Annotated in this window: 14 protein-coding genes; 5 read left to right on the top strand and 9 right to left on the bottom strand. The window is 58.4% G+C overall.

Going from position 1 to position 18,910, the window contains the following annotated elements:
* Positions 1-47: 47 nt before the first annotated feature.
* Positions 48-1,448, bottom strand: a complete 1,401-nt coding sequence (locus OXR61_RS23165; RefSeq protein ID WP_021508113.1) for an autotransporter outer membrane beta-barrel domain-containing protein — start codon at positions 1,446-1,448, stop codon at positions 48-50.
* Between the two features lie 148 nt (positions 1,449-1,596).
* Positions 1,597-5,250 carry a S6 family peptidase gene (locus tag OXR61_RS23160; protein WP_021508114.1) on the bottom strand — a complete coding sequence of 1,218 codons (3,654 nt, stop codon included), beginning with the start codon at positions 5,248-5,250 and terminating at the stop codon, positions 1,597-1,599.
* A 178-nt stretch (positions 5,251-5,428) separates the two neighbouring features.
* On the opposite strand from OXR61_RS23160, the gene OXR61_RS23155 reads away from it, so the two are divergent.
* Entirely contained in the window at positions 5,429-5,776 is a 348-nt protein-coding gene (locus tag OXR61_RS23155; RefSeq protein WP_031279814.1) for a hypothetical protein, read from the top strand.
* A gap of 367 nt (positions 5,777-6,143) precedes the next feature.
* Here the strand turns inward: OXR61_RS23155 and OXR61_RS23150 are convergent, their stop codons facing one another.
* Entirely contained in the window at positions 6,144-6,638 is a 495-nt protein-coding gene (locus tag OXR61_RS23150) for a helix-turn-helix domain-containing protein (RefSeq protein ID WP_031279815.1), read from the bottom strand.
* A gap of 318 nt (positions 6,639-6,956) precedes the next feature.
* Here OXR61_RS23150 and OXR61_RS23145 point away from each other — a divergent pair, with 318 nt between their 5' ends.
* Positions 6,957-7,979: an alpha/beta hydrolase gene (locus tag OXR61_RS23145; RefSeq protein WP_021508117.1), complete on the top strand. Its 1,023-nt coding sequence runs from the start codon at positions 6,957-6,959 to the stop codon at positions 7,977-7,979.
* 7 nt (positions 7,980-7,986) lie between these two features.
* On the opposite strand, the gene OXR61_RS23140 is transcribed toward OXR61_RS23145, so the two are convergent.
* The 3 genes from OXR61_RS23140 to proP all read right to left on the bottom strand — a co-directional run bounded on the left by OXR61_RS23140 (position 7,987) and on the right by proP (position 11,897).
* Positions 7,987-8,961: a sensor domain-containing diguanylate cyclase gene (locus OXR61_RS23140; protein ID WP_021508118.1), complete on the bottom strand. Its 975-nt coding sequence runs from the start codon at positions 8,959-8,961 to the stop codon at positions 7,987-7,989.
* 116 nt (positions 8,962-9,077) lie between these two features.
* Positions 9,078-10,055, bottom strand: coding sequence for a porphobilinogen synthase (hemB, locus tag OXR61_RS23135; protein ID WP_031279816.1), 978 nt, complete (start codon positions 10,053-10,055; stop codon positions 9,078-9,080).
* A 336-nt stretch (positions 10,056-10,391) separates the two neighbouring features.
* Positions 10,392-11,897 (bottom strand): glycine betaine/L-proline transporter ProP, encoded by a 1,506-nt coding sequence (proP, locus tag OXR61_RS23130; protein WP_021508120.1) that lies wholly within the window; start codon positions 11,895-11,897, stop codon positions 10,392-10,394.
* A 358-nt stretch (positions 11,898-12,255) separates the two neighbouring features.
* Here proP and OXR61_RS23125 point away from each other — a divergent pair, with 358 nt between their 5' ends.
* Entirely contained in the window at positions 12,256-13,047 is a 792-nt protein-coding gene (locus tag OXR61_RS23125; protein ID WP_021508121.1) for a hypothetical protein, read from the top strand.
* Positions 13,040-13,510 (top strand): hypothetical protein, encoded by a 471-nt coding sequence (locus tag OXR61_RS23120; RefSeq protein WP_021508122.1) that lies wholly within the window; start codon positions 13,040-13,042, stop codon positions 13,508-13,510. Before OXR61_RS23125 ends, OXR61_RS23120 begins: the two co-directional genes overlap by 8 nt.
* Positions 13,511-13,537: 27 nt before the next feature.
* Here the strand turns inward: OXR61_RS23120 and OXR61_RS23115 are convergent, their stop codons facing one another.
* From OXR61_RS23115 to OXR61_RS23105, 3 genes are all read right to left on the bottom strand, one after another.
* On the bottom strand, positions 13,538-14,497 hold the full coding sequence (locus OXR61_RS23115; protein ID WP_021508123.1) for a D-2-hydroxyacid dehydrogenase family protein: 960 nt from the start codon (positions 14,495-14,497) through the stop codon (positions 13,538-13,540).
* Complete coding sequence (locus OXR61_RS23110) at positions 14,472-16,076, bottom strand: EAL domain-containing protein (protein ID WP_031279817.1); 1,605 nt, start codon at positions 16,074-16,076, stop codon at positions 14,472-14,474. Before OXR61_RS23110 ends, OXR61_RS23115 begins: the two co-directional genes overlap by 26 nt.
* Positions 16,077-16,412: 336 nt before the next feature.
* Positions 16,413-17,489, bottom strand: a complete 1,077-nt coding sequence (locus tag OXR61_RS23105; protein ID WP_021508125.1) for an AI-2E family transporter — start codon at positions 17,487-17,489, stop codon at positions 16,413-16,415.
* A 208-nt stretch (positions 17,490-17,697) separates the two neighbouring features.
* On the opposite strand from OXR61_RS23105, the gene OXR61_RS23100 reads away from it, so the two are divergent.
* On the top strand, positions 17,698-18,910 hold a 1,213-nt coding region (locus OXR61_RS23100; RefSeq protein WP_021508126.1), incomplete at its 3' end, for an MFS transporter.

Below are 18,910 nucleotides of genomic sequence, written 5' to 3'. Positions count from 1 at the left end.
AAACCATCCATCGCCAGCCATTCACCACCGCTTCCCTTATTATTAATTTAAAACGCCACTTTCACTCCGCTCAGCACATTCCAGTCGCTCACGCCGGGGCGATCCAGCCGCTGCTGCACCTGCAACTGCGTGCCGATCTCGACGTTCTCATGCAGCTGCCAGCTGACGTAACCGCCCAGCTGGGCGCTGTGGCGGGCGCGCTCAATCGGCAATCCACGCATATCGCCGGCATCCAGCGTATTCTGCCTGCCGCTGTGCCAGACATAACGCGCCTCCAGCCCCAGCTTCACTGACGACAGCGGCTGATAATCATACTTAACCCCGCCAGCCAGGCTGAACTGCGGCGCCAGCTGATAGTTCACCTGTGCCCCCTGTTGCTCGGTGAAATCCGCAACATGCAGCCACTGCACACCGGCTGCGGCCAGCGGCATCAGGCTATGCGCATCCTGCAGCCAGCGCCAGCCCGCTTCTGCGCCGATATTGCCGCTAACGGCGCTGATCCGCGCCACTTCACCCTGGGTTTCATGGCGTAAGGTGCCGCGATAATGCGTCAGCCCCAGCGGTATCTCCAGCTGCCAACCCTCAGGCGGCTGAATGCCGATCAGCGCATTAATACCCTGGGTTTGCATACGCAGCTGGCTGCGCCCGGCCGCCGTATTCGAAAGCATAGTCGCTACGCCTTTGTGCACGCCCGCACTGAAGGCCAGCGGGCTCTGTTCCGCTTCAGGCGTCCAGCGCGCACCCAGCATCCAGCCCTGATAGCGGCTGGTGGCATCGCTATCGCCCTGCGCACTGCGATAACGCTCGCCGCCGCTATAGCCATACACAAACAGGTTGTGATGATCATCCATGCTCATCTGTTGGGCAGCGAAGTGGAAGCGGGTTTGCATGGCGTCGTTGAGGGCATACAGCATGTTGGGCAGGGCGAGGTAGGTCGGGATTTGTGGCGCAGGTGTGAGCTGTGGCGGTTCCGGCTCAGGCGGCGGTGGCGGCGGCAATATGACAGCTTCGCCTTTACCGGGGTCGGGTATCGGAGCCACGATGCCAGGATTATTAATATTCGGCAATCCTTCATCTTTCTCCCCGGTCAGGACCATGGTCTGTAACCGGTAATACCACAGATGATGGCTGTTATTGCCGGCCAGCACATTGGATCGCACCAGGCCCGAGGTTGCCGGATTGATCTCATCAAACCACGAGCCGCGGGCGATAATTTTCCCAAGCTGTTTAATCCCTTCGCCAGTCTGGCGGCTGACCTGCGCAAGCAGCGGCAGCTCAGGGATTTCCTGGGTTGATGGACCATGAAAGGGCCCCGGTGGATGCGGAATATTCGCAGCGTTAACGTTATTATTTTGTGATGTGGAAAATGCAGGGTAGCGCTCATCAGCGAATGCAGGAAGGCTATAACAGAACGCACTGATCACCAGCGTCAGCGGGGTAAGTTTCATATTCTCTTCCATGGATGAAAATAGCGAGAATCGCAAACCTAAAGCGACCGACTAACGTGGCAATTAAGTTTTGTCTGGTTTTTTTTCAGAAAAGCATAAAAAAGCCCGGTAAGACATGTCCCGGGCTGATGCGTGGTGAGAGCCGTGATTAAAAACTGATTTTCACACCGGCCTGCAGATTCCAGTCGCTGATGCCTTCCTGCGTCAGACGCTGCTGGCCCTGAAGCTGGGTGTTGAGCTCCAGATTGTCCAGCACCTGCCAGCCGGCGTAACCGCTGTATTGCAGGCTATTGCCGCCGCGTCCGGTGGCGAAGTGCGCTGCCTGCTGGCCGTCACCAATCGCTACCCGATCGCGCTGGCTGATGCGCTGCACGTAGCGCGTTTCTGCGCCCAGCTTCAGCTTCTCGTTGGTGCGGAAGTCGTATTTTACGCCGCCGGAGAGCTGCCATTGCAGCGGATTCCGGTAGCTGACCTGTGCGCCGTCGCTGTCGGTGAAATCATTGATATCGAGCCACTGCGCATTCACACCGGCCACCGGCGTTAGCGCATGCGCGCCGGACTGCCAGCGCCAGCCGCTGTCGAGCCCGAGGTTAGCGCCGCGCGCTTTCAGCTGCGTTACGTTACCGCGCAGGTCAGTGCTGACGCTGCCGCGGTACTGCATCACGCCAGCCGGCACGGCCAGCTGCAGGCCCTGATCGGGCTGCCAGCTCAGTAGCGCACTGGCGCCCAGCGTATCGACGCGGGCGTGACTGTTGCCGTCGCGCGCTTCCGGCGTGATGCTCAGGTTGCCCTTATTGACGCCGACGCTCAGCGCCAGCGCGGACTGCAGCGGGAAGCGGCTGCCAATCATCCAGCCCTGATAGCGGCTGTGGAAATCGTAGCCGTAATCCATAAAGCCGCCCGCGCTGTGATAGCGGTCGTCGCCGGTGTAGCCGGACACAAACAGATCCGGACGGCCCTCTGCGCCCGCCTGCTGCGCGCTGCTGCTGAACAGCGCTTGCAGGTTGTGTGTCACGCTGTGGAAGGCGGCGGGCAGCGAGATGTAGGCCGGCACCTGCGGAATCACCGCCGCGCGCACCTTGCCCGGCTCCGGTTTTGGCTCTGCCTGCGGCACCTGCGGATTTTCCGGTTCCGGCTGCGGTTCTGGCTCGGGCTGCGGTTCAGGCTCCGGCTCCGGCAGATAAGGTTCGCGGTTATCCCCTTCCGCCAGCAGAATGTTTTGCAGGCGGTAATCCCAGAACTGATCCCCTTCGCCCGCCACCAGACGCTCATCGCCACTGGCGCGGCCCGGTGCGAAGGCGTACAGACCGTAAGCCCAGGCGCCGCGCGCCACATAGCTGCCGGCCAGCTGGACGCTGTCGGCGTGCGCCTGGCCGCCGACCTGCACCAGCGACACACCTTCATTGTTATCCGCTGCGCCGTTGTGGTTGCGATCGCTATCGATCCAGCTGGCCTGGGGTTTTACCGTCAGCCACAGCGGCGCATCGTCCGGCTGTTGCAGATCGCCATCGATTAGCAGGCGATCGCTGGCGTCGTGGCGGAACGCGGAGTTCAGCACCAGCGCCGTGTCGCGCCCGTGGTGCAGATCGCCAAGGCGCATGGTCGACCAGCTGTCCGGCGCATTGTTCCAGCCCGGTGCCAGCGTGACGTTATCGGCGAGGCTGGCATGATTGATGACGCCGCCGCCGGAGAGCAGCGTGCCGGCGGCCATGTTCAGCGGCGTGTGCAGCTTGCCGCTCACTTCCAGCTCGCCCTGCTGCACCTCCACGCCTTGCTGGTTGCTGACGTCACCGCTCAGCGTCAGCCGCCCGTCACCGCTTTTAATCACGCTGCCCTGGCCACTGATATTGGCGCTGATGGTGGAAGCCAGCTCGCCCAGCGTGCTGACGTACTGCGCGATATCGGCAATCAGGCTGGAAGCGGTGCCGCTCAGGTTGATGTCGCCGGCCAGCGTGGATCGGCCCAGCACGTTAAGCGTGGCCTTGTCGGCCAGCGTGATATCGCCGGTAACGTGAGCGTGCTCAGCGACGGTTAGCGCGGCGTCCTGCGCCACCTGCAGCTGGTTGATGTGATACGTTTTGTCCTGCCAGTCATTGGCAAAGAACACCTTCCCGGCATGCTCCACCTGTTCGCCGCTCAGCGTCAGTACACCGTCGGCCACCGCCAGCTGATTAAGCTGCGCGCCGCCGGCCAGCTGCCAGCGCTGATGGGTGGTCACGTTGAGGTTATCGCGTGAATCCGCTTCGCCCAGCTCGCCGAGGAACAGGCGGTTATCGCCGGTGAGATCGAGATGCGCCAGCGTCTGGCTGCGATTAACAATGCGCGCGCCGCTGTCGTTGTGCAGGATATCGTCGAAGGTCAAATCGTGGCCGTTAATGTCCAGCGTACCGCCGCGATAGCCGAAGCGGATGTTGTCAGTGCTTAACTGATCGGCGCTGTTGAGCACCACGGTCGGGCGGCTGCTGAACAGGGTGACGGTGGAGAACGCCTGTTTGCGTCCCTGCGCGTCTGCCTGCTGGTCAAGGATGACCGTGCCGTCGCCGACGTTAAGCGCGCCGGGATTAATACCGCTGGCGTTAACGTGCAGCGTACCGGCGCCGATTTTGTGCAACGCATCGTCCTGCAGGCCGTTAACCTGCCACAGCACAGTTTTGTCTTTGTCGACCTCAACGCCGCCGCCGACCCAGCTGAAGTTGCCGTCGCCTGCGGCGCGCAGGGTGTAGTCGTTCGAGAAACGCAGCAAGCCCGCGCCGAGGTTGACCGACTGCGCCAGCTCGATGATGCCACCGTCGCCGTTAAAGCGCAGATCTTTGGTGGCATTGAGCTGATCATTGCTGGCTTTGGCGGGTGCGGTTTCTGCCTGAGCCTGATCAAGCCCGTGCCATTGCCAGGTTTTGCCATCCTGCATAATGCTATCACCGCGCCATTCGAGGGTAGTGCCGCCGCTGTCTTCAACATCAGCATCCCTGACGGAATCCAGTACCTCCTGCACATGCTTTCCATTAATTAATTCACTGGCAAAGGAATAATTGTAGGTAGTCCCCCCATAGCCACCAGAATGGACAGCGAACTGTACCCAGCGTTTTTCTACACTGTCCCAGGCAAACACCGGGCTACCGCTATCACCTCCACGGGTACCAATACTTAACAGGGAAAATGAGGGGTGATCAGGTGAAAAAATTCTCCACTTAATGTAGTCCTTATAAAAATTCGTAATGGCGCCGGGTTTAAAGGTTCCACCGGTGTTATAGACGTAGGCGCCATCGATAGGTATCAATTTACCGCTTTCTGGATCGTCGATTTGCTGATAACCCGCACCCAGGCGGGCAAATACGGTATAGCGACTGCGATTCGCTAATAATTCTTCACCGCCGATGTAAGGCGAAGGCGCGCTTTCGACGACCACCTTATTAACCCGCGGTAAATGAAAGTCTCGCGTGGGATCATTATTGTAGTTAATGCCACGGTAAGTCGGCGAAAATTTGGCTTTTTTGCCTAAATTCAGCGACAGAACATATCGAACATGTTTGGCACCTGTGACAAAAGATGGCGCGATAAATGAGCTGAAACCCTCGTCGCTGACCATGCTAAAGTCCGGCATCGGCACGTCCAGTACATAGCCTTCAAAGCTGCCGTCTTTGCGATAGAGGGGAATATCGGTGGCACCGATAGCATATTTGCCCCGGTTTTCGGCAAAATCGCGGTATTCCTGCACGTCAATGTCATGACGCATAATCCCGGCATAGGGTGAACCGCTAAGGCACAAGGTACTAATCAGCAGCGCCAGCTGGCTTTTTTTCATGATGTTCATTCCCTGAATGACGAGGAAAATTGAGCGGGCTACTTTATAAGCACATCGGTGCATTCCCCGTTAAGCCTCGTCTCAATCTGCCGGAGAAAAGCCTGAAAATGGCGTGCGGCATGGCGCGGTGAATCTGTTAAGATTGCGGCGTTTTCTTTTTCAGCTGGCCAATAAATCCATGTTAAAAATCAAATTCCTGCTGCCGCTGCTGCTGATTATCAGTGCGCTGATCTGGTGGCTGATGCCGCATTACAGCGATGAGGACAAGGCTTACTACATCGCGACCTTTTGTACGCTGACCCATGACGGGCGCGATAACAGCGCACAGGCGATGCAGCAGATTATTGAAGGCGGTAATTCGGATTATGCGCTGCAGAAGATTCATTTCCAGTCCGGGCTGGCGGAGCATCTGCAAACGGTATGGCAGGATTTGTCGCCGCAACAGCAGCAGCAGGCGCGGCAGGATGCGTTTGTCTGCCGCCAGTTGATGTCAGATAAGCTGCTGCCGGGCCAGCCGGTGCGCTGAGAAATAAAAGGGTTTTACCGGCCGGAAAATAACCGGGGGTGTTTCTGTTTGCAATGCCGAAAGGTCGCCATAAATGGCGACCCTACAGGAACGTTGCACGGTTTTGTCGGGTGCGCATTTATGCGCACCGTAACAAGGTAATTGCACGGTTTTGTAGGGTGCGCATTTATCCGCTCAGTGTCAGGATAATTGCACGGTTGTAGGGTGCGCATTTATGCGCACCGTAACAAGGTAATTGCACGGTTTTGTAGGGTGCGCATTTATGCGCACCGCCCGGATGGGCACGGTGCACCTGAACATCAGCACAATAAATCGCGCCGCTTCAATCTGTGCGGTTATAAATATTTTCCCGACATATCAGACGTGATTAACGCACCGCGCAGCTAATACGCGCTGGAAACTTCCCATTGTTTTCGCTGACCGGATTAACAACCGGTTTTTCCTGCTCGCTGCGATTAAACCCGACCTTGCGACACAGCGCGCAGGGATCGTCACTGCTGCGCAACAGGGCTTCGGCAGCATCGCTCAGCTGGCGTTTACGGCAGAATAGCGGCGTGCAGCCCATCACCTGTTTAAACGAGCGGGTAAAGGATTGCTGACTTTCGAAATGGTATTTAACCGCCAGACTGATAATCGGCGTGCGGCTGAATTTCAGCTCGTTCACACAACAAATCAGTTTCTTTTTGCGAATATAACGCGCCAGCGTTTCGTTATGGTAACGGGCAAACAGTTTCTGTAAATACCATTTGGAATAGCCAGATTTCAGTGCAATATCATCAATGCTCAAACGTTGATCCAGGTTGGCCATAATCCATTCGGTCACCGAATCAATCACCCCTTGGTTGTATTTTTGCTGCATCATTATGGTCCTCCAATAACTCGACACAGTGTAATTAAATTAAACTTTTTAAGCACTGTCGTAACGTAAAGTTTTATCAGGAAATGGCTTTTTTATTAATTGTCATCAAGACTGGTCTTGTTTATCGTGAAATTAATCGCCGACATGTTGTGATGATGTTGAATAGTTGCCGTAATTACGGCCGTTATTATTAACGCAAATGGATTATCGCTTTGCGCGGCTTAACAGTTAAAGGTGTGACGGGCGGCGGCACGGCGCATCAATATCCACCGGCGGTTTTCGTGCCAGACTGAGGGTTTTTCCCTGTACAAAAGAGGTCACATGACGTTTCGTTTTCGATTAAAACCGTTACTGAGCGTAGCGCTGGCGTCAGCGATGCTGTGCGGCACGCTCAGCGCGCAGGCCGCAGAGGCCGTGTATGGCGAGCAGCTGGAGGGATTTCACTATCCTTATCCGCTGCAGCATTTTACCTTCTCCTCCCAGCAGCAGTCACTCAGCATGGGCTATATGGACGTGAAGCCGGCGCAGCAGGCCAATGGTCAGACAGTGGTGCTGATGCACGGTAAAAATTTCTGCGCTGCCACCTGGGAAGACACCATCAACGCACTGAGCCAGCAGGGCTATCGCGTGATTGCGCCGGATCAGATTGGTTTCTGCACCTCCACCAAACCCGCCCGCTATCAGTACAGCTTCCAGCAGCTGGCGCAAAACACCCATCAGCTGTTAGCGCAGCTCGGCATTGAGAAAGCGGTGATCGTTGGCCACTCGACCGGCGGTATGCTGGCGACGCGTTACGCACTGATGTATCCGCAGCAGACGCAGAAGCTGGTGCTGGTCAATCCGATTGGCCTTGAGGACTGGAAGGCGAAGGGCGCGCCATGGCGCTCAGTGGATCAGTGGTATCAGCGCGAGCTGAAGCTTGATGCGGCGGGCATTAAGAAATATGAGCAGCACACCTATTACAGCGGCCAGTGGAAGCCGGAATATGACAAATGGGTGCAGATGCTGGCCGGGCTGAATAAAGGACCGGGGCATGAGAAAGTGGCGTGGAATTCGGCGCTGATCTACGACATGATTTTCACCCAGCCGGTCTATTACGAGTTTAAAGACCTGAAGGTGCCGACCACGCTGATGATCGGCACGGCCGATACCACGGCGATTGGCAGCGATATCGCTTCACCGGCGGTGAAAGCGCAGCTCGGCCATTACAACGTGCTGGGCAAACAGGTGGCACAGCTGATTCCTGGCGCGCGGCTGATTGAGTTCCCCGGCATGGGGCACGCGCCGCAGATGGAAGCGCCAGCGAAGTTTAATCAGACGCTGATTGACGACCTGGCGCATTAAGGAGCGGCTATCTGCGCGGCTGCCTTTTCTGGTACTTGGCGGCGTACATGCGTGCGTCGCTGCTTTCCAGCAGCTGCTCCAGCGATTGCGGCTGCTGCGGATCAAATTCCACGATGCCCGATGAAAACTGCAGCGTGTAACGCCGCTCCAGATCCTGCATCTGTTTATGCAGATAGTGGGCGAAGCGCGCCAGCGTCGCTTCCGCTTCGTCCTGACGAATACCGTTCAGCAGCACCACAAACTCATCGCCGCCGAGCCGGGCAAAGATATCGGCATGGCGAAAACTCACCTTCATGGCATCGGCAAAGTCCATCAGCGCGCGATCGCCCTCGCGGTGGCCATGCCGGTCATTGATGGCCTTAAAGCCGTCGAGATCGAGAAACGTCAGGCTGGCGGGCAGCTGTCTCAGCTGGCACTCATTCAGCGCCATCTGACCCAGCGTCATAAAGCCGCGCCGGTTGGTGATTTGCGTCAGCTCATCGGACGTCGCGGTCTGAAACGCCACCAGCTCGGCTTCGGCCATGGCCGCCAGATCGCGCAGCGCGTGCAGATCCTCCGCGTTGAACTGGCGCGCATGATTATCAATGATGCACAGCGTACCGACTTTGGCACCGGACGGCGTGCGCAGCGGATAGCCCGCGTAGAAACGCACCGGATTGTCTGCATCGGTAACCAGCGGATTATCGCTGAAGCGCGTGTCGGCCAGCGCGTCCTCGACCACCATCACCTCATCCTGCAGGATGGTATGACCGCAAAAAGAGATGCTACGCGCGGTGGTTGGCCGATCAAAACCGTCACTGGATTTAAACCATTGATAGTCATTCTCTAGCAGACTGACCATCGCGACCGGAACGTCAAACAGACGTCGGGCAAGGCGGGTTAAACGGTCAAAACGCTCTTCTGTGGGTGTGTGCAGAATGTTGAGCGCACGTAACTGGGCCAGACGTTGTGATTCGTCCGCAGGCAGTGCAGGTGCTTTCATCGCGTAACTCTTGTTAATGATGGATGTGTTACAGCAAACCGGATGTCGTGCCCGCGCAGGGGCAGAGAGCACTAAACAACCGCGGCAATCCGCGATTGTTTAGCGTAACGAGAGGATCAGAGCACTTTTTGCTCGGCAAGATCAAGGGCGAAATAGCTGAAAATGAGATCGGCACCGGCACGTTTTATGGCACCTAAGCTCTCCAGCACCACATTACGTTCATCAATGGCACCCGCCTGGGCGGCAAATTTGATCATCGCGTACTCACCGCTCACCTGGTAAGCCGCCAGCGGCAGCGTGGTGCGCTCGCGGATATCACGCAGGATATCGAGGTAAGCGCCTGCCGGTTTGACCATCAGCGAATCTGCACCTTCCGCTTCATCAATCAGCGACTCGCGAATCGCTTCACGGCGGTTCATCGGGTTCATCTGATAAGTTTTGCGGTCGCCTTTCAGCGCGGTGCCCGCTGCTTCACGGAACGGGCCGTAGAACGACGAGGCGAATTTGGTGGAGTAGGACATGATAGCGGTATCGGTAAAACCGGCAGCGTCCAGCGCCTGGCGAATCGCTTTCACCTGGCCATCCATTGCTGCTGACGGCGCGATGAAGTCGGCACCGGCCTGCGCAGCAACCACCGCCTGTTTGCCGAGGTTAATCAGCGTCTGGTCGTTGTCGACACCGTGATCGCACAGCACGCCGCAGTGGCCGTGACTGGTGTATTCACAGAAGCAGGTATCGGACATGACAATCATTTCCGGCACCGTGTCTTTGCAGATGCGCGACATGCGCGCCACGAGGCCGTTTTCGTTCCACGCATCGCTGCCGGTGGCATCGGTGTGGTGCGAGATACCAAAGGTCATGACCGAACGGATACCGGCTTTGGCGATGCGTTCGATTTCGTACGCCAGACGTTTTTCCGGAATGCGCATCACGCCCGGCATGGCGTTGATTGGCACGTAATCATCCACGCCTTCTTCAACGAAGATCGGCAGGGCCAGATCGTTCAGGCTGAGGTGGGATTCCTGGAACAGTTCGCGCATCGACGCGCTTTTGCGCAGTCTTCTTGGGCGCTGAATGAGATTGAAATCAGACATGCTCGGTTAACTTATGCTGGTGAAAAAAGTGGCGACAGTTTACCCCTTTTCGCCGGGTAGCATGAAGGATTGTGTGCGGTGCGGGCCGGGCGTCGTTGCCGGTCGGCATGAATGCCGCCTCTACAGCGCACCCGGCAACCGCCGAGTCCCAACCCGCCGTTACCCGTAGGGTGCGCATTCATGCGCACCGGGAATCAGCAGAGTCCCAACCCGCAACACACCCGTAGGGTGCGCATTCATGCGCACCTGGAAGCATCACCCGCAGCACACACATTCTCACGCACCCGGCAACCGCAGAAACAAAACTCCCGCCGAGTGGCGGGAGTGAAGGGCAGATTACTCGTTGATGTCCGGGTGCTGCTGCACCAGGTTTTTCCGCTTCGCCTCAAGGCGGGCGATCTCTTCATCAATATCTTCAATCTTCTGCTCGATATTGTCGTGATGCTCCTGCAGAATCTCACGCGCTTCTTCGAGGTCCGATGCCGCCGGTGTCGCGCCGCGCAGCGGTTTGTTGGCGGTCTCTTTCATGTACAGACCGGTCACCAGACCGACCACCGCCACCACCATCAGATAGTAAGCCGGCATATACAGATTGTTGCTGGCTTCCACCGCCCAGGCGGTCACGGTTGGCGTCAGACCGGCAATCAGAATCGAGATGTTGAAGGCGCTGGCCAGCGCACTGTAGCGAATGTGCGTCGGGAACATCGCCGGCAGTGACGAGGCCATCACGCCGGTGAAGGCGTTGAGGATCACCGCCAGCAGCAGCAGACCGGCAAAAATCAGCCCCAGTACGTTACTGTTGATCAGCATAAAGGCCGGAATCGCACAGAAGAACAGGGCGATACTGCCGACGATCACGAACGGACGACGGCCGAAGCGGTCGCTCAGCATGCCCATCACCGGTTGCACAAACAGCATCCCCATCATGATGGCGATGATAATCAGCACGCCGTGATCTTCCGAGTAGTGCAGGTTATGCGACAGATAGCTCGGCATGTAGGTCAGCAGCATGTAATAGGTCACGTTGGTGGCAAGCACCAGACCGATACAGGCCAGCAGGCTTTTCCAGTGTTTGCTGGCGATCTCTTTAAACGACACTTTCGGGCCGTCGCGCAGACCTTCGCGGTCACCTTGCTCCAGCTTCTCAACATGCTGCTGGAACGCCGGGGTCTCTTCCAGTGCGTGACGCAGATACAGGCCGATAATGCCCAGCGGCAGCGCGAGGAAGAACGGAATACGCCAGCCCCAGTCGAGGAATTTCTGCTCGCCAATCACCGTTGAGATCAGCACCACCACGCCCGCGCCCAGCACGAAGCCGGCAATCGAACCAAAGTCCAGCCAGCTTCCCATGAAGCCACGCTTACGGTCCGGCGAATATTCGGCGACGAAGATCGACGCACCAGTATATTCCCCGCCCACCGAGAAGCCCTGCGCCATTTTCGCCAGCAGCAGCAGTATCGGTGCCCAGATGCCAATCGAGGCGTAAGAAGGGATCAGGCCGATACAGAAGGTACTGATCGACATGATGACAATGGTAATCGACAGGATTTTCTGGCGACCATATTTATCGCCCAGCATGCCGAAGAACAGGCCGCCCAGCGGACGGATCAGGAACGGCACCGAGAAGGTCCCGAGCGCGGCAATCATCTGCACGCCAGGCGAGGCGTCCGGGAAGAACACTTTACCCAGCGCATAGGCTACAAAGCCATAAACACCGAAATCGAACCATTCCATCGCGTTACCGAGTGACGCGGCGGTAATGGCCTTACGTAAACGAGCGTCATCGATAATCGTGACGTCATCCAGCCCAATAGGTTTTACACGCTTCCTACGTAATTTCATGAGGTTACCCTGTATTGGAATTCAAAAAGTCCTCAACGCTGCGGACTCGGTGGAGCATTCAGTCCGCGGCGTTGAGAAAATTAAAGCATAGCCGTGAAAGTGGTTTTTTCCCTGGCCTGCCAAAGCAATTATTACTAAGGTAATTATTGCATCCCGCGACAGAGTATACCGTTTAAATGTGATATTTGTCATGTTTCCGCCAATAACTGGCTATTTTTTGGCTAAAACTATGGCCGTTTTGGTCCGCAATCGCGGCAAAAAAATTGTCTGAATCGCGACGCAGGCCGCAGCGTAGATGCGCGGGCGAGCGAAAATATCTATACTTGCGCCAGTTTCTCTGCCGGAGATCGGGCGCCGCATGGCACGCTTTGTTTTATTTGCAAAAAGTCTCTGTTTTGACGTTGACCAGCAGGTCCTCTTTCCGGTGCAGTCGCCCGCGCACCGCGTGGCACTGACGCCGCTGCAAACCGCCATTCTGCGGCGCGTGATTGACGCGGATGGCAAACTGGTGCGCAACCAGACCCTGCATGCGCTGTTCCAGCGCGTCCCCAGCGACACACCGTTCGCCGAACGCCTGACGGCCACCATTGCCGCCATCAATCAGCAGGCGCTGCTGGCACACGCGCCGGGGCCGCTGGTGCATCAGGTGCCGCTGATTGGCTGCGTGCTGGCCGATCAGGTCGATGTGGCGCCGCTGAGCGATGAGCCGGTGGCTGCGCCAGCGGCAGCGGTGGTCAGTCCGCAACCTGCGCCCGCGCCGGCCAGTGTAAAGAAGAAGCGGCCTGTGCTGCGCTGGGTAATCGTTGCGCTGCTGCTGGTGAATGTCGCGCTGGCGCTGCTGGCACGCCAGATGTTCGCGCCGGTGCAGCACGATGCGCTGGATTTCCGGCCGCTGCTGCGCATCCAGAACAGCCAGGTGTTTATCCCCAGCCACCTGAAAGCCGATTCGTGGGTAGTGCAGGACGCGCTGCGGCGCTATCGGCAGTGGCAGCCGCGCCTGCCGGATGGCTCAGCGCCGCCGATGGTGTACATCAACCCGGTGCGCACCCGACTCTTTTCCAGCACCTTCCTGTGCGCCAAACCGATCGCGCAGAAGGACAACGAATGTATTTCATGGATGGTGTCAGCGCAGGAGATACCCGATGCGTAAAGCGATAATCACCACGGCAGTGGTGCTGGCCTTTGTGCTGCCGTGGGCGCTGGCGCTGCTGCTGCGGCCGGCAGAACCGGTACCGGAGTGGTGTGAAGTGCCGTATCGTATTGATCATGAAGGCGCGCCGGCTGGTGCGATTGATGCCACTATTCGCACGCGCTTTAAGGCGGACGGCAGCGGCAGCTCAACGCTGACCGGCACCGTCACGGTACGCGATCGCCACTATCGCCTGCATCGCGTATCCGATACCACCTGGCGCCGCCAGGGCGATTTCATGCTCAGCACCACGCGCAACGTACGTATCCTGGCAGACGACACCGTACCGCCCGCGCTGGCGGCGCAGATCGTGTTTTCGCCAGCGCGCGAGGGCAATAACGATTATTACCAGATGTACCAGCTGCCCAATGGCGACCAGATGATTAATTATGCCGGGCTGCCGCGCCTGTACTGCCACAGCTAACCCTGGTGCTGTCGACGCGCCGGGGGCTTAAAGCAGCGAGCGCAGCGGCGCGCCGTGCAGCCAGCCAGCAATATCTTCCACCGCCTCGCTGAAGTAGGTGCGGTAATTGGTGTCGGCGACGTAGCCCAGATGCGGTGTTGCCAGCACGTTCGGCAACTGACGCAGCGGATGATCGGCCGGTAGCGGCTCCTGTTCAAAGACATCCAGCCCGGCGCCCGCCAGCTGACCAGACTGCAGCGCGCTGATCATCGCCTGCTGATCGACAATCCCGGCGCGCGAGGTGTTAATCAGCAGCGCGCCCGGCTTCATGTGCGCCAGCGCCGCGCCGTCCAGCAGATGACGGGTGCGCTCACTCAGCACCAGATGAATCGATACCACATCGCTCGCCCTGAGCAGCGCCTGCAGCGAAGCCATCTTCTCTGCGCCGCACGCCGCTGCGCGTGCTTCGCTCAGGTTCTGGCTCCAGGCGCACACGCGCATGCCAAAGGCGCGCGCCACGTTAGCCATCTCACCGCCAATCTTGCCCAGCCCAAGCAGGCCGAGGGTTTTGCCGTGCAGCGCCATGCCCAGCGTATGCTGCCACGCACCGTTGCTGCGCAGCGCCTGGCTCTCCGCCGGGATATGGCGTGCCAGACCGAGCAGCAGCCCCCAGCTCAGTTCCAGCGGCGCCGCGCTGCTACTGGCGGTGCCGCACACCGCAATCAGCCGTTCGGCACAGGCGTGCAGATCAATTGAGGCATTGCGCATACCGGAGGTGACAATCAGTTTCAGATTGGGCAGGCGGCCTATCAGCCGGGCGTTGAGCGGCGTGCGTTCGCGCATCACCACCAGGATGTCAGCGTGCGCGATGTGAGCGACCAGTTCATCTTCGTCGGCGTAGTGGCGGTGCAGCGCGGTAGTTTGTACCTGCGGTTGCAGCGATGCCCAGTCGGCCAGCGACAGGGCAACATTTTGATAATCATCAAGAATGATGCAGTTCAGGCTCATGGTGGTCCTCAACGGGAAGCGGTTGGCGCCCCTGCTGATTAAGCCAGGCGCGAAGCTGGTTATTGTCCATCGGACGGGCGTAATAATAGCCCTGAATAAACACCACGCCACGCTGCTGCAGATACTGAAATTGCAACGCGGTTTCTACCCCTTCACCCAGTACCTCGAGCTGCAGCTTGTGGCACAGATTGATGATGGCATCCAGCACCGGGGTTTCGATCTCCAGTCCTTCAATGGCGTTGATAAAGCCGCGGTCAATCTTCAGGTAATCGAGCGGGAAGGTCATCAGATAGGAGAGCGCACAGTGGCCGGTGCCGAAGTCGTCAATCGCCACCTTCATGCCGTGCGACTGCAGATAGCGCAGCTTGCGCGACACCGCGTCGCCGTCCTCGATCAGGCTGCGCTCGGTAAGCTCCAGCGTGATCAGCATCTGTTTGTCACGGATGTTGCGGGCAAAACGCATCATGTCCTGCACAAAATCGGGGTGTTGCAGATGCTCAGCTGCGAGGTTAAAGCCAATGTGGAAGCCCGGTTCAACCTGCCAGCTCTGGATATCTTCCGCCATCATCGCCAGCAGATGCTGGGTCAGCGGCACGATCATGCCTTCCGCTTCGGCATGGCTGATGAAGATATCCGGGCGGATCATTTCGCCGTTGGGCCGCTGCCAGCGCATCAGCGCTTCCGCACCGGTGCAGCGCTGAATCCCGGTGCTGTACACCGGCTGATAGTGCACCGTGAACTCACGGTTGCGTATCGCCCGGCGAATTTCATCCGCCCATGAGAGGCGGCGGCGCAGCCAGTTGGCGGTCAGCACCATCAGCAAAATCGAAAAGATGGCGGCCATTGGCAGGAAAATTAGCAGCGCCTGACGCCAGGCTTTGATCAGCTCGGCGGCGGGTACCGTCACGCTGACGCTGATTGGATAGCGGCTGGACTCCGCCTGATAGTTGGCGCTGCTGAGGTACAGCAGCTCTGGCTGGTCGTGCGGACCGCTGGCGATGGGGCTGCCGCCGTTGAAGCGCAGGCTCATCTGATAACGGTTCGACTCGCCGATGGCGCGCATGAAGTCCATCAGATACTGGCCATCAATCACCGCCCAGAAACCGCTGCTGTCCGGCAGGTGACGCACGAAAATCACCGCCGGACGATCCGGTACGCCGGAGGTGCCGCGGATCGACAGGCTCCACCAGGCTTTGCCGGTCACCGGTGGCGGCTGCATCATCATCCCGGCCAGCGTGTCGTGCTGCAGCCCGTAAGCCGACGAGCAGGTGATTTCGCTGCCCTGCAGGGTACCAATCGAGCGGAAGTAGGCGTTAAGGGTGCCGGCGCGCTGCAAATCTTCATCAATATCGGCGCAGCGACGATTCTGGTACTGACGCAGGCGGGTCACCATGTCCCAGGCGCTGTCGCTCATCTTTTCTGCCTGCGTCAGCAGGGCATTAGCGGTGGCAATTTGCTGCTGGCTGACCGTATGGCGCGCCTCAATGGCTGTGCAAAATATGCCCAGCACCAGCGGTAATAACCCGGCACAGACAATCAACAGCCAGCCAAAATCGCGTTGTCGTTTTTGCAGAGGCACCAGACTTTCCTCGGTCGGTTTAAGCAGCATTCAGGGAGCGCGTCACGGCGTCAGCAGCATAACACTTTCCCGCGGCCGTGCATGTTAGCGTTTTGATTTTCCACCAATCTGATACAAGTCAATTATGGTTCGCGCTTTGCGTTTATTGACAATGTTTTGCCGTTACTGGCATTTCCCGGCAGGAAAAAGCCTGTGGCACGAGATGAGTAAGAATGTTGCGCCAGAATCATCAGGCATGGCGATGCGCGCTGACGCCATACGGCAGCGTCACTGCGCAGGGAAGCTGCCAGGCGATCGACAGATACGGATCGTCTGGCATCGTGGCGTGGTAAGACGTTACGGGCGCGGCGCGGGCCGGTTATTTTTGACGCGCAGGCGCGGTTTGGGGCGGCCATTACCCAACATTATCGCCAGCCGGCTGCCGCCCGGCGTGGTTTCCATCAGGATTTTGGTGACGCTGGTCAGCGGCACCGACAGCAGCATCCCGACCGGACCGAGCAGCCAGCCCCAGAAAATCAGCGACAGAAATACCACCAGCGTTGACAGCCCCAGCCCGCGTCCCATCAGGCGCGGTTCCAGCATATTGCCAAACACCATGTGAATGGCACTGAACAGCGCCGCCACCAGCACGGCGTCATACACATCATTCAACACCAGCGCCTGAATAAACGGCGGCACACCGGCGATAATCGGGCCGATATTGGGGATAAAATTGAGGATAAAGGCGACAACGCCCCAGAACAGCGCAAATTTGACGTCCAGCAGCATCAGCACCAGCCACACCGCCAGCCCGGTAATCAGGCTGACCAGCGTTTTCAGTGCCAGATAGTGCGTGACGCCCTTCAGCGCCTTGTGTAATCCGGCGATGCGGATCTGCGGATTCATCATCGCATTGCGCAATTTGTACGGCAGATGGTGCACCTCAAACAGCATGAACACCACGGTCAGAATCAACAGCACCACATTGGTCATGGCACCGGAGAACTGCGCCAGCAGCGTGGTAGCCATGTTCATAATCACATTGGGATCGAGCCGTGCCGCCAGTGCGCTGGTGGAGATATTGATATGAAACTGCGCGGCGAAATGCTGCAGCACCGTCAGCTTCTGTTCCAGCAGGCCGCGGATTTGCGGATAGGTATCGCTGAACTCGCTTACCGAACTGGCCAGCACCCCGACCAGCAGCAGCATCACAATGAAGATCACCGTGATCACCAGCGAGATCGCCACGCCGCGCCGCAGACCCCGACGCATCAGCAGGGTCACCAGCGGATTAAGCACAATCGCCAGGAAGCTGGCGAGTAAGAAGGGCACCAGAATATCCGACGCGGCACGAATGCCCGCCAGAATAATCACTAACATTGCCAGCTTGACCAGGATGTTCTGGCCAATTTTCTCCTGTGGCTTTTCGTTCATTCCCTCTCCTGAATGGTGGTTCGCTGTGGAAAGTGTAGTTGAACGCCAGTAAGTAATTGTTTGTTTAGGAGTAAGCGAAGCGAACCCGATAAGCACCGCCGGAGATACCGCCATCAGCCCGCCGCGAATCGACGGTGCGCACGGCGAGAAAAGGCGTATAGTAAAGCTTCAGCTATAAAAATTCCGTCAAACACGAGCGCAATCACTCATGCCTGACCAGCCCGCCGCGGCCGAATACAGCCGTTTTCGTCTGAATTTACAGATTCTCTCCATCGTGAAGTTCAACTTCGCCACCTATCTCACCATTGGCCTGCCGCTGGCGGTGCTGCCGGGCTTTGTCCATGACGGCCTGGGCTACAGCGCCTTCTGGGCCGGTGTGGTGATCAGCCTGCAATATGTCGCCACGCTGCTAAGCCGTCCGCATGCCGGTCGCTATGCCGACAGCTGGGGACCCAAAAAGGTGGTAGTGCTTGGGCTGTTTGGTAGCCTGGTGAGCGGGCTGTGTATTTTGCTGTCGGCGCTGGTAGAGGAGCAGGAGGTGCTCAGCCTCGCGCTGTTGTGCCTCGGGCGCGTGCTGCTGGGCGTCGGGCAGAGTTTCTGCGGCACCGGCACCTCGCTGTGGGGCGTGGCGAAAGTCGGCTCGCTGCATATTGGCCGGGTGATCTCCTGGAACGGCATTGTCACCTATGGCGCGATGGCGATTGGCGCACCGCTTGGGGTGATGATCTTTCGCAGCGGCGGCCTGCTGCTGCTCTCCAGCGTGATTATCGCCATCAGCGTGCTGGCGATAGTGCTGGCGCTGCCCCGTGCGCCGGTGAAAGGCAGCAAGGCCAAACCGCTGCCGTTCCGCGCGGTGCTCGGTAAGGTGTACGGTTTTGGCCTGCTGCTGGCGATGGGCTCGGCGGGCTTTGGCGTGATCGCCACCTTTATCACCCTGTTTTATCAGGAGCAGGGCTGGGACGGTGCCGCCTTCGCGCTGACGCTGTTCAGCGCTGCGTTCGTCGGCATGCGCCTGCTGTTTCCCAACGCCATTAATAAGCTCGGCGGACTGCGCGTCGCCAGCCTGTGTTTTGCCGTCGAGGCGATTGGCCTGCTGCTGGTGGCGGGCGCGTTCGAACCGTGGATGGCGAAGTTCGGCGCTTTTCTCACCGGCGCCGGTTTTTCGCTGGTTTTCCCGGCGATTGGCGTGGTCGCAGTCAAAGTGGTGCCGCAGCAGAACCAGGGCAGCGCGCTGGCCACTTACACCGCGTTTATGGATCTGTCGCTCGGCATCACCGGTCCGATCGCGGGTTTTATCATGAGCTTCGCCGGCGTACAGCTGGTGTATCTGCTGACTGCGCTGCTGGTGGGATTTGCGCTGCTTTGTACCCTGCGGATGATCAAGCGTCAGGCTGGGATGCCAGCCGGGGATGCTGCGTCCA

It is taken from the genome of Pantoea sp. GM_Pan_4, from assembly GCF_026541005.1.
Lineage (GTDB): Bacteria > Pseudomonadota > Gammaproteobacteria > Enterobacterales > Enterobacteriaceae > Pantoea > Pantoea dispersa.
This window is presented reverse-complemented; position numbering and strand designations above follow the sequence as displayed.